The sequence below is a fragment of the Flavobacterium sp. RSSA_27 genome (assembly GCF_051547125.1).
Lineage (GTDB): Bacteria > Bacteroidota > Bacteroidia > Flavobacteriales > Flavobacteriaceae > Flavobacterium.
The window spans coordinates 96624-109038 of the sequence record NZ_JBPTTN010000006.1 but is presented as its reverse complement, the minus strand read 5'-3'; the positions used below and the strand labels follow the sequence as shown (position 1 = coordinate 109038).

Here is a 12415-nt window from a genome sequence, read left to right as displayed (position 1 = left end):
TCAAAGTGTCTTTTTATGTTGTTAATCTTCTTTGTCATGCATCTTGCGCTCCAGCTCAGCTTGATATTCTTCCATAACGGGTTTCATAGTGCTTTCTGGAATGTCTTCAATACGAATATAAATCAAACCATCTATAGCGTTGTTGAAAAGCGGATCAACATTGAACGCCACAAGTCGGGCATTTTGTTTGATGTATTTTTTAATCAATACCGGAAGACGTAAAACACCAGGCTCTAATTCATCAATGATTTTGTCAAACTTATTCAAATCTGCATCGGTTTCATTAAAGACAAAATCCTTATCAGCATCTTTAAGTTTTACTTTGAATTCTTTTTTAGGATGTACATATTGGGCGATGTAGGGATCATAATAATGCGATTTCATGAATTCAATCATCAATGATTTTGAAAAGTCCGAAAATTGATTGCTTATACTTACTCCGCCCAGTAAAAATTTATGCTCGGGATAATGTAAAGTAGTATGAATAATACCTCTCCATAATAAGAATAAAGGCATGGGTTTTTGTTGGTATTCTTTAATAATAAAAGCCCTTCCCATTTCGATTGACTTGTGAAGCATGTCATGTAATTCTGGCTCAAAACGAAACAATCCATTCAAATAGAAACCATTCATCCCGTATTTTGGGTAAATCTCACAACCCAATCCCATACGGTAAGCTCCAGCAATTTTATTGGTTTCGTCATCCCATAAAAACAAATGACGGTAGTAATGATCGTATTTGTCCAAATCAATGGATTCATTCGTGCCTTCACCTACCTCTCTAAAGGTAATTTCTCTTAAACGACCAATCTCGTGAAGAACATTTGGAATATCTTTGGCTTTTGCAAAGAACACTTCGTAATTCTTACTCTGCAATAATCTGGCATCCATTTTTCGAAGGTTTTCAACCTCTCGAATCATTTTCTCTTTATTGGCTGGAGTGACAATCTTTTTTGGGCTTTTGTTTCCTTTCAGCGGATTGGTATTCAAAAAGGTGTTGTCTTTTCCGAATGGATTGGCCAACATATAGGTTTTTTTTCTTAAAAATTCTGAGTATTCCTCAATAGATTCATACTCGTTTTGTTCCGCTACCGATATTGGTTTTCCAATTCGAACTTTGATTACTCGATTTTTTTGGGTTAGTAATTCCGAAGGTAGTTTAGCCGTACGTAAGGTATCGCTTATTTTGGAAAGCAAATAAAACAACTTGCTATTTTTGGCATGAAAATATATAGGAACTACAGGAACTTGTGCTTTACGAATCACTTTTAAAGCTCCTTCTTCCCAAGGTTTGTCTACCATTAATTTGCCGTCTTTGTAAGTTGAAACTTCACCAGCAGGGAACATTCCTAAAGGTTTTCCGTCTTTTAAATGGCGTAGGGTTTCTTTTATTCCTACAACACTCGATTTGGCATCTTTGTGATTTTCGAATGGATTGACCGGCATGATATAAGGCTTCATGGGGTCAATGCGGTGCAATAAAAAATTGGCAATAATTTTAAAATTAGGTTCTTTTTCGAGCATTAATTTCAAGAGTAATATGCCGTCAATACCTCCAAGAGGGTGATTAGAAACCGTAATATAAGCGCCGTCTTTTGGTAATCGCTTAAAGTCTTCTTTAGGAATTTCAAATTTTATTTGAAACTCGTCCAATATAGCATTTAAGAATACAACATCACTCAAATGTTTATTCCTATCATAGATTTTGTTTAACGTAGAGATTTTTAAAACTTTCATCAGCAACCAACCCGAGAAAGTACCTAAAAAACCGTACTTATCCGTATTTATTGCTTTTGCAACTTCTTTTGCGGTAACTAAACCCATTTCTTTATTGTTTTAAAGCAAGACGCAAAGATAGAAAAAAAGGCTAATTTATTTGGGTTTTGTCAAACAAACTTCTACTTTTTTACTACTTTTGAATTCCGCAAAATCTTCGTTTTTTATTTAAAAGTAAAAGCAAGAATTCGTCAAAACCAGCTATTTTTTCGTTTTTTTTCAAACAAATTTAACACATTACGGCATGAAAATTATCTCATACAACGTCAACGGAATTCGAGCAGCCATCACCAAAGGGTTTTTAGAATGGTTGCAGCAAGCCAATCCCGATGTCATTTGTCTACAAGAAATAAAAGCCACCGAGGATCAAATACCCGTTGCCGATATCGAAAAAGCAGGCTATCCTTATCAATACTATTTCTCAGCTACCAAAAAAGGCTATTCTGGCGTGGCTATTTTATCTAAAATAAAACCCAATGCCATAACTTACGGAACCGGAATCGAGCATATGGACTACGAAGGACGCAACCTCAGAGTAGATTTCGATGATTGCTCTGTGATGAGCTTGTACTTGCCTTCAGGAACCAACCTCGACAGATTGGACCACAAATTCAAGTACATGGATGATTTTCAAGATTACATCAACCAACTAAAAAAAGACATTCCTAACCTCATTATTTGTGGCGATTACAACATTTGTCATAAACCAATCGATATTCACGACCCTATTCGCAACAAAAACGTTTCAGGTTTTCTTCCCGAAGAGCGCGCGTGGTTAGATAAATTTATTAATTCAGGATTCATCGACAGTTTCCGTCATTTCAATCAAGAGCCCCATCAGTATTCGTGGTGGAGTTACAGAGCTGGAGCCCGCGGCAATAACAAAGGCTGGCGCATCGATTACAATTTGGTGAGCGACTCTCTACAACATAAACTCAAAAGAGCCGTTATTCTTCCAGATGCTATGCACTCCGATCATTGCCCCATTTTGGTAGAAATCGAATAATTTTTAGGAGCTAATCCTGCTGTCCACTATATCTTGCTGGGCGAACCCCGCCCAGCAAGGATGCCGTTCCCATCAGGGCTAGGGCAAAGTGCAGAAAACAAACATCGTACACAAAAGTAAAATAGTTTAAATTCAACCCCATGATCAAAAAAACCTTCCTTGGACTAACAGTACTGCTTTTAGCCAGTTCTTGCGTGTCCAAAAAAATCTACAACGAACTAGAAAATAAATTAGCCAATCTTCAAAAAGAACACGCCGATTTAACCAACGAAAATGGCGAATTGCAAAAAGCAAAAACACAATTAGAATCCGAAAAAGAAGGATTGACCGCTGAATTAAATAAAACCAAATCCGATTTAGAAAAGTTAAAAGCAGACTATGCCGCTGCACAAAATAAGTACAAAGTACTTCAAGATGCTTATGCAGCACTGGAGAAAAACAGTGGCGAAGCTTTGCAAACCAACTTGAAAAAAAATAATGAACTTCTTGCTGAACTCGATGCCAAAAGTAAAGCCTTGGCTATCGAAAAAGAGCGTTTGAGCAAAAGTGCTCAACGTTTGCAAGAACTTGAGGATTTGATTGCAGCCAAAGAAGCCGCTATGAAAAAACTAAAAGATACACTCTCCAAAGCCTTGAATGGTTTTGAAGGAAAAGGCTTGACCGTTGAGCAAAAAAACGGAAAAGTTTACGTTTCTATGGAGAACAAATTATTGTTCAATTCTGGTAGTTGGGCTGTAGGTTCCGAAGGGAAAAAAGCAGTGGTAGAAGTAGCCAAAGTATTGGGTGACAATCCAAATATTGCTGTTTTAATCGAAGGGCATACAGATGATGACAGTTTCAAAGGTTCAGGACCCATCGCGGATAACTGGGATTTGTCTACCAAAAGAGCCACAGCTATAGTAGCTATTTTGTGCGAAAACAAAAAAGTAAATAAGCAAAACCTAACAGCAGCTGGTCGTAGCGAATATGCTCCCTTACTAAGCAACGCCACTGCCGAAGGAAAAGCCAAAAACCGTAGAATCGAAATCATTCTGACGCCACGTTTGGACGAAATCTCAAAAATGTTAAACGAGTTTTAGAATAAAGCTTGTCTTATAGAAAAAGTGCAAAAGGCTCTCCGTTGTATTGGAGAGCCTTTTGTTTAGATATATCTTTTGTTCAAAATTCGTTTAATATAGTAACTCATAATGCCTAAAATAGGGAATGAGATTATTATAAAGAGCCAAAAAGGAAGCCCATATTTTCTCTCTTTCTTTACGATTTGTGATGCAGTAAATAACAATAATAAACCATATGCTAAAATTGCTATTGCAATTTCAATAGAACTTATTTTTCCCATTCAATTATTTTATTGAAGTAAATATAATATATTTTTTAAATTGAATGGAATCAACTTAATTCAAGCTTAAATGTTTTTGAATTAAAATTAACGAATGTCCAACTTTTATCGGAAAACTAATTTTTACCTTTGGCTTTTTAGATTTTATAAATTTTCAGCATCAATGAAATATACCACTTTACCCAATACTGATATTCAAGTCAGTAAAATTTGTTTAGGCACGATGACTTTTGGCCAACAAAATACAGAAGCCGAAGGACACGCTCAAATGGATTATGCTTTAGAACAAGGCGTTAACTTTTTCGATACGGCCGAGATGTACTCAGTGCCAGCGCGTCAAGAAACCTATGGCAGCACCGAACGTATTTTAGGAACTTGGTTCCAAAAAACGGGCAATAGAGACAAGGTTGTTTTGGCATCAAAAATTGCGGGACCCAACCCTAACTTTACCTATATGCGCGAAAAGAATGATTTTTCTCCAGCGAGTATTCAATATGCATTAGACAAAAGTTTAGAGCGTTTACAAACGGATTATATCGATTTGTACCAGTTGCATTGGCCAGAACGTAAAACCAATTTTTTTGGACAACGCGGTTTTAAAGTGCAAGACGATGCTTGGGAAGACAACATTCACGCAGTTTTAGAAACATTGAACGGTTTTATCCAAGAAGGAAAAATAAAACAAATCGGATTGTCGAATGAAACGCCGTGGGGAATTATGCGCTTTTTGGAAGAAAGTAAATACCATAATTTGCCAAGAATCAAAACGGTTCAAAATCCTTATTCGTTGTTGAATCGTTTATACGAAAATGGTTCGGCAGAGATTGGAATCAGAGAAAACGTTGGGCTTTTGGCCTATTCGCCAATGGCATTTGGGGTGTTATCGGGTAAGTTTTTAACGGGCGAAGCACATCCTAACGCAAGAATCAATTTGTTTCCTCAATTTTCAAGATACAATAGCGAACAATCGGCTGCGGCTACACGTTTGTACAACGAAATTGCGCAGCAAAACGGATTGACGCTAACGCAATTGGCCTTGGCTTTTATCGAGCAACAACCTTTTGTAACCAGCACGATTATTGGCGCCACAACAATGGAACAACTGAAAGAAAACATCGATACGATTAATGTGACTTTAAGCGAAGAATTACTGCAAGCGATAGATGGCGTTCAAGCAAAAATTCCAGACCCAGCGCCTTAAGAAAAGAACTAGAAATTCAATAAAAAAGCTGTAATCGTTGTTATGATTACAGTTTTTTTTTGGTTTAAAATGTTTCCAAGAAAGCAAATTTTTTACTCTTTAGCCCTGATGGAAACGGCATCCTCTTGTGGCGGGGTTCGCCACAAGAGATATAGTGTACAGCAGGACCATTGTTCCTTAATAATCCTATTTTTTCTGCTCCTAAATTATTTAAAATTTGAAAAGATCATCAATCGTAAGCGAATCGGTTTCGATTTTAGTACTATCCGGAACTCGCAGTTTGATGAAGGATTTGGCTTGACCGGTAATGAAGAAAGGTTTCGATTTGTAAATGGAATCTTCTGGCGCAAGTAGGCCTCGTCTGTTCATTAAATTAGTCAGGTACAATTGCTGTTTTACGGCATAGTCTTTCAGGTTACCTTCGTCATTGAATTGGTACATAAATTTGCGAGGGCTTGGGATGATTCTAGCCAAGTACAGACACTCGTTCAAGTCTAATTCGGCGGGTGTTTTTTGGAAATAAAAACGGCTTGCTTCGCCAATTCCATATACATCTGGTCCCCATTCGATAATATTGAAATAGACTTCGAGCATGCGCTCTTTGCTTACCACTCGGTTGTTTTCGAGGATGTACACCAATAAAATTTCTTCTAATTTTCTAGACAAGGTTTTTTCGCGAGTTAAGAATACATTTTTGACCAATTGCATACTGATGGTACTCGCACCACGAGCGAATTTTTTGGTTCGAATGTTTTTGATAATCGATTGTTTGAAAGCTTCATTGATAAAACCTCTATGATGGAAAAAGGAAGGGTCCTCTGTAGTGAGTACACATTTTTGTAAATAGGGAGAAATTTGGTCCAAAGGAGTGTAATCTGGATTTTCTGTTCCTACTTGAATTGGGCGCTGCAATACGTTTTTGATAATCGCTCGGTACACAAATTCGCCATTGAGTTTCGTTAAATTGGCTTTGCCGTATTTCGTAATTTGGAGGTTTTCTTTTTTGAGTTTGCTATCAAAAACCAATTGATAAGGCTTGTTTTTATTGTATTTGAAGTCCAAATTGTATTCAAAATTTCCTTGGGCTTCCATTCCTTGAAAGTTGGTAAATAAACCATCGGGAAGTGAAACGATGAAGTCTTGCGCCTTCATTTTTGGGATGCTTACTTGCAGTTTATAGATGGTATCCGATTCGGTTTCGTAAGCCATATACGGATTCAGTTTTATTTTGTTGAGTTGCAATGTTGAGCTTTTGTCAATAGAAATAAAATCAGAACCCAGAAGGAAACGGTAGTCAAAACGCGCTTTTTTGATTACTACATCTTTATTGGCAATTTTGGGATGATTGACGTGTAAATTGGTTATGGTAGCAAAACCAACTAAATGGAATTCGCCCATCGTTTTTTCGATGTTGTCAACATTCAAACGAATCGAATCAAAACTCGATTTGAGGTTGTAGCGCTCGTCTACATACGGCAAACGAATAGCGCCAGTATCTTTATTGAAAATGCGAATATCGGCTTTTCTGTTTCTTGGGTCGGCCAAGCCTTTCATACTCAGATGTTGCTTGAAAGTATTGGTTTGAACAGTTATTAAGGAGTTGAGTTCTTGATTGTCTAAGGTAAGTTTTTCGATATCGATGATTGCTTTTTTGCCATTATCGTCAATCTTGAAGGCTAATTTTTCGATACTCATATCCGTTGGAACCAAGTTGAGCAGTCTCGAAATCATTCGGTAAGCTGTTGCAGCATAATCGGTTTTACTATCGGAGTTTTCTAGATTGAGCTCTTCATCTTTTTTTAGAAAAGCATCAAAATTTTTGATCTTTCCTTTTTTCACCAATTGAATGTATCCTTCTTTTAGTTCTAAATTTTCAAGTTGAATGTCTCCAATAAAGAGGTTCCAAAAACTAATGCTGGTTTTCAGTTTTTTGATATTCAAAAGGGTATCAGCGTTTTTTGGTGCTAAGACTACATCATATAAATCAATACCTTTCATACCATCAAAAGAGGCTTTTTTTACGGTAAAGTTACTGTTGTACTGCTGCTTCATTTTGGTCGAAACTTTATCTAACGCTTGGTTTAAAAGCGTGTCTCTAAAAAAGATAAAACCGCCCACCACGAGTAGTAGTACAGCTAGAAGTATTTTGGCTGCCAAAAGCAGTTGTTGTTTGTTGGTTCTCATATAACGGTTTTCACTCGGGTGCAAAAGTATCTTATTTTATGTTAAGATAAATTTAAAAATGGTGTGCGGGTTGACACAATAATCCAATTGAATATCATTCTCAAAAACATCATTTATTTGTTCTTCGGGTTCAAAGAAGGATAGTCCAATTTTTAAAGTTTCGGGAGAACATTCGGAGAGAAATTGGTCATAAAACCCTTTGCCATAGCCTACTCGGTTGCCCAATTTGTCATAGGCCAACAAAGGTACAAACACCACTTCTATTTGTTTGGAAGGAACTGCAATACCAGAAACAGGCTCTGGAATTTGATACTCGTTTTTAACGATTTTGGTGTTTTCTGTCAATAAAAAATGTGTCATTTTTCGGGTCTCGAAATCGCTTTTTGACAGAATGATTTCTTTGTCTTTTCCAGCTAAAATGTGTAAAAGATATTCGGTATTGATTTCCTTTTGGGGTGCAATAGGTAAAAAAATATGAAAATAGGTTTTGTCCCAAATTGGGAGCAATAAAGCTTGGTTAGCAATTTCCAAGCTCATCGATTCTATGTCATTTTCACTAAGTGCTTTTCTGAGTGCTTTGTATTTAAGCCGTAATTCCTTTTTCAACATGCATAGTTGCTTTTAATTGGGCTATAAAAGTAGTCAAATGTTCGACTTCTACATGGTCCATAAGCACTATTTTGTACCATTGGTTATCAGAATTGTGTTGTTGGGGTACCAAATCAAATCTTTCAGCTAAAGCATGATCAATGTTTTTCGCTTCGAGCGTTACGATGTTCATAAAAGGTTCACGGAAATACGGAATGTTAAGTTGGTCCAATTCATTGCATAAAAATTGCGTACGCATTTGCAATACGCTTACTTTTTCGAACCAACCGTGCGGACCGTATGCAAATAAAATCATCCAAACCGCTACGGCATTAGAACCTGAGCGACTTCCGCAAAGCGTTAAATCCATTCCTTCTACATACTCGGCTTCTTTAGTCAAGACATTTTCTATCAATCCTTTTCGGCAAATAAAAATCCCTGTACCATAAGGCGATTGTAGCATTTTGTGCGCATCGATGGTGATCGAACTAATTTTTGGATTACTAAAATTGAGGGTCGATAGAGGATTGCTGAATGGATAGACAAATCCACCGTAAGCCCCATCAATATGGAGTTTGTATTCTAAATGATGTTTTTCGTAAAGCGCACAGTACACTTCGGGATCATCTACAGAACCGAACATCGTGGTTCCCATATTCGAAACGGTGATAAAGTATTTTTTGCCTTTATTCTTGGCATCGATTAGCAATTGTTCCAAAGCATTTGCGTCGATTTCTCTTTGATGAAAAGAAACAGGAACTTTGATCCAGTCGAGCATTAAAACATTGGAGCCTTTGGCAATGGAGTAGTGCGTATCTTCAGAAGCAACGATGGCAATTTCGTGCAATTGTGCTCCTTTTTGGTTCATAAAATAATTGCGATACATCCAAATGGCCTGAATATTCGCCTCAGTTCCACCTGGAGAAATATAGCCATCGTAGGAATTGGGTACGGCTTTGAAAATATCGACCGCAATTACATCTAGCACTTCACGCTCTATTTGTTGGGTTCCTTTGAATGCTTTTTCTGAGGTGCCCAAGGTATGGCAACCAATATGATTGGGATTGGCTACATAGGTTTGCAGAGTGGGAGCTTCTTTCAAAAAAGGCGCATCGTCATAAAAAACTTTTCCGTCTAGTTTTGATGCTGGATAACCCAAAGAGATGTCTTTAGAAAAATTTACATTTTCTTCTAATGCTCTTTGAATGCGTTCTTTGCGTTCTTTTTGATCTAATTTTTTCCAGTGTAGCATTTCTTTATTTTTTTACAAAGGTAAAATGCTGTGACAGATTAAAATATGATAAATGTTAGGTTTTAATGCAGGGTTACAATTCAATAAATGAAGTGATTTGGGTTTCTGGTTTCAAGATGGCTTTCTTTTTTTCGGTTACCAAAGAAGTCGATAGATGAAAAATGGCATCTCCTTCATAAACAATGGGTGATTGATTGCTGTTGATGACATAACCATCATTGGGCGCTTTGATTTTGCGTTCAAATTTCCCAAAGGGGTCGGTTATGGTCGCGAGAACAGTTCCTTTTTTTACAAACGTGCCTATAGTATTGTAGTCGTGAAGCATTCCGGAACACTTGGCTCTAACCCAATTCGATTTTTCGATGTAAATGGTTTTGTTTTCTGGAATTTCGATAGTGTGTTTGGGGTCTAACATATCTAGGTAGGCTAGCACTCGTTTTACGCCATTAATGCCTTCATTGGCCACTTCCTTATTAATGTCCAATGATTTACCACCCTCGAAAAGCAGCATTTTTATATTCATTTTGGTACTCGAGTTTCGGAATGAGCCTCCAATATTTTTAGAATACAAAGTAAACGGCGCATTGAAAGTATCGGCCAATAGTTTTAATTCGGGATCATTTTCGGCTAAGCGAATTTGTGGAGCATTGAATCTACTCGCACCTCCTGCGTGAAAATCAATGGCATAATGCACTTCGGGCATAACTTCGTTTAGAATATGAAAGGCAAATCTACTCGCCAATGAACCTTTTTTGCTTCCGGGAAAAGAGCGATTCAAATCACGACCATCAGGGAATTCTCGGGAACGATTCACAAATCCATACATATTAATGATAGGAATGCAAATAATGGTGCCGCGTTTGGGTTTGTTTATTTTTTTGCTAATGAGTTGTCGCACGATTTCGATGCCGTTGATTTCATCTCCGTGAATACCCGCCGAAAAGAGCACCACGGGACCATCAATTTTAGAACGACGAACAATAATTGGAATGTCAAGCTTAGTAGTTGTGTGCAGTCTCGCCATCTCTACGTTGATGGTTTTGTTTTCTCCTGGTAAAATGCTTTCACCAAAAATCGTTATTGGTTGTAAACTTCTCATAGCCAACTTTAAATGGCTAAATATAAAAATTATTAAGCATTAAAAGGCTTTATTTTATGAATCGCTTTGCATCATTTTTAACTTAGGAAAGAAAAAGCCAGCACAGAAGTTTTAGAAAAATAGAATCACTAAATTTGTTCAGAATAACAAGCGATGGCGAATTTTCTAAAACTACAATGACGCAACCCTCGATAGCCCTTCAAATACAAACCCTTCCTGATAATCCAGGAGTGTATCAATATTATGATAAGGAAGGTAAAATTTTATATGTAGGCAAAGCCAAAAACTTAAAAAAAAGGGTATCCTCTTATTTTAATAAAATTCACGATACGGCTAAAACCAATGTATTGGTCAAAAAAATTGTGACCATCAAACACATTGTAGTTCCCACAGAATCCGATGCGTTGTTGTTAGAAAATAACTTAATCAAAACTCTTCAGCCTCGTTATAATGTCTTGCTTCGCGATGACAAAAGTTACCCTTGGTTGTGCATCAAAAAAGAACCTTTTTCACGTATTTTTTCTACTCGAAGAATGATTAAAGATGGTTCCGAATATTTTGGTCCTTACACGAGTTTCAAGACCGTAAATACGATTTTAGAATTAATCAAAGAGTTGTATCCACTCCGCACTTGTAATTTTGATTTGAGCCAAAACAATATCAATAGTGGAAAATTTAAAGTGTGTTTAGAATACCATATTGGCAATTGCAAAGGCCCTTGCGAAGGTCACGAAAGCTTGGAACAGTATCAAAAACAAGTGGATGCCATACGTGAAATCCTAAAAGGGAATTTCAAAGAAAGTTTAAAAGACTTTAAACGAATGATGGTCGATTTGGCCAGCGAAATGCGATTTGAAGAAGCACAGAAAATAAAAGAAAAAATTGAGGTTCTAGAAAATTACCAATCCCGTTCTACGATTGTCAATCCGAAAATTACGAATGTTGATGTGTTTTCGATTGTTTCGGATGAAAGTGCGGCTTTTGTCAATTTCTTGCAAATTTCTCACGGTTCGATTATTCGTTCGCATACGATGGAAATCAAGAAGAAGTTAGAAGAAACGGATGAAGAATTGTTAGAATTAGCCATTGTAGAATTGAGAGAACGCTTTCATTTATTGTCCAGAGAAGTGATTGTTCCTTTCGCCATAGATTTAGGTGAAAATATTAAAATTACAGTACCTCAATTGGGTGACAAAAAACAAATATTAGATTTGTCTATTCGAAACGCTAAGTTTTACCGCATAGAACAACTCAAACAATTGCAGATTGTCGACCCAGACCGTCACACCAATCGCATTATGGCGCAAATGCAAAAAGACTTGCGATTGCCTGTAGAACCAAGACATATCGAATGTTTTGATAATTCAAATATTCAAGGAACGAATCCTGTGTCGGCTTGTGTGGTTTTTAAAGACGGGAAACCCAGCAAGAAAGATTACCGTCATTTTACTATCAAAACCGTCGAAGGACCCGATGATTTTGCTTCGATGACTGAGGTGGTGTACCGACGATACAAACGATTATTGGAAGAAAACGAACCTTTACCACAATTGATAATTATTGATGGAGGAAAAGGACAATTATCTGCAGCTTTAAAAAGTATTGATGAGCTAGGATTGAGAGGAAAAATCACCATCATTGGCATTGCTAAACGATTGGAAGAGCTCTTTTTTCCGGGAGATTCCATTCCTTTATACTTGGATAAAAAATCGGAAACACTAAAGGTGATTCAGCAATTGCGAAACGAAGCCCACCGATTCGGAATCACACATCATCGTGATAAACGAAGCAAAGCCGCTTTAAATTCTTCGATTGAAAGCATTCCAGGTATAGGCGAAAAAACGATGATTACACTTATTGCACATTTTAAAAGTGTTAAAAGAATACAATTGGCTACAGAAAAAGAAATTTCTGAGGTGGTTGGAGTGTCAAAAGCCAAAAAAATTTCCGATTTTTACAAGAAATAGTAC

The 12415-nt window shown here is 37.0% G+C and carries 9 protein-coding genes; 4 read left to right on the top strand and 5 right to left on the bottom strand.

The window, feature by feature from the left end; all coding sequences use genetic code 11:
- Positions 1-21: 21 nt before the first annotated feature.
- Complete coding sequence (locus tag ACSVH5_RS09760) at positions 22-1824, bottom strand: GNAT family N-acyltransferase (RefSeq protein ID WP_438061251.1); 1803 nt, start codon at positions 1822-1824, stop codon at positions 22-24.
- Positions 1825-2020: 196 nt separating this feature from the next.
- Here ACSVH5_RS09760 and ACSVH5_RS09755 point away from each other — a divergent pair, with 196 nt between their 5' ends.
- From ACSVH5_RS09755 to ACSVH5_RS09745, 3 genes are all read left to right on the top strand, one after another.
- Positions 2021-2782, top strand: a complete 762-nt coding sequence (locus tag ACSVH5_RS09755; protein ID WP_438061250.1) for an exodeoxyribonuclease III — start codon at positions 2021-2023, stop codon at positions 2780-2782.
- A 140-nt stretch (positions 2783-2922) separates the two neighbouring features.
- Positions 2923-3861 carry an OmpA family protein gene (locus ACSVH5_RS09750; protein ID WP_438061249.1) on the top strand — a complete coding sequence of 313 codons (939 nt, stop codon included), beginning with the start codon at positions 2923-2925 and terminating at the stop codon, positions 3859-3861.
- 423 nt (positions 3862-4284) lie between these two features.
- Positions 4285-5322: an NADP(H)-dependent aldo-keto reductase gene (locus tag ACSVH5_RS09745; RefSeq protein WP_438061248.1), complete on the top strand. Its 1038-nt coding sequence runs from the start codon at positions 4285-4287 to the stop codon at positions 5320-5322.
- Positions 5323-5532: 210 nt separating this feature from the next.
- Here ACSVH5_RS09745 and ACSVH5_RS09740 read toward each other — a convergent pair whose 3' ends face one another.
- From ACSVH5_RS09740 to ACSVH5_RS09725, 4 genes are all read right to left on the bottom strand, one after another.
- Positions 5533-7506, bottom strand: a complete 1974-nt coding sequence (locus ACSVH5_RS09740; RefSeq protein WP_438061247.1) for a transglycosylase domain-containing protein — start codon at positions 7504-7506, stop codon at positions 5533-5535.
- 36 nt (positions 7507-7542) lie between these two features.
- Positions 7543-8115 carry a 5-formyltetrahydrofolate cyclo-ligase gene (locus tag ACSVH5_RS09735; RefSeq protein ID WP_438061246.1) on the bottom strand — a complete coding sequence of 191 codons (573 nt, stop codon included), beginning with the start codon at positions 8113-8115 and terminating at the stop codon, positions 7543-7545.
- Positions 8090-9346 carry a pyridoxal phosphate-dependent decarboxylase family protein gene (locus tag ACSVH5_RS09730; RefSeq protein WP_438061245.1) on the bottom strand — a complete coding sequence of 419 codons (1257 nt, stop codon included), beginning with the start codon at positions 9344-9346 and terminating at the stop codon, positions 8090-8092. Before ACSVH5_RS09730 ends, ACSVH5_RS09735 begins: the two co-directional genes overlap by 26 nt.
- Positions 9347-9419: 73 nt before the next feature.
- Positions 9420-10445: a succinylglutamate desuccinylase/aspartoacylase family protein gene (locus ACSVH5_RS09725; protein WP_438061244.1), complete on the bottom strand. Its 1026-nt coding sequence runs from the start codon at positions 10443-10445 to the stop codon at positions 9420-9422.
- A 176-nt stretch (positions 10446-10621) separates the two neighbouring features.
- On the opposite strand from ACSVH5_RS09725, the gene uvrC reads away from it, so the two are divergent.
- Positions 10622-12412 carry an excinuclease ABC subunit UvrC gene (gene uvrC, locus ACSVH5_RS09720; protein ID WP_438061243.1) on the top strand — a complete coding sequence of 597 codons (1791 nt, stop codon included), beginning with the start codon at positions 10622-10624 and terminating at the stop codon, positions 12410-12412.
- Positions 12413-12415: the final 3 nt, after the last annotated feature.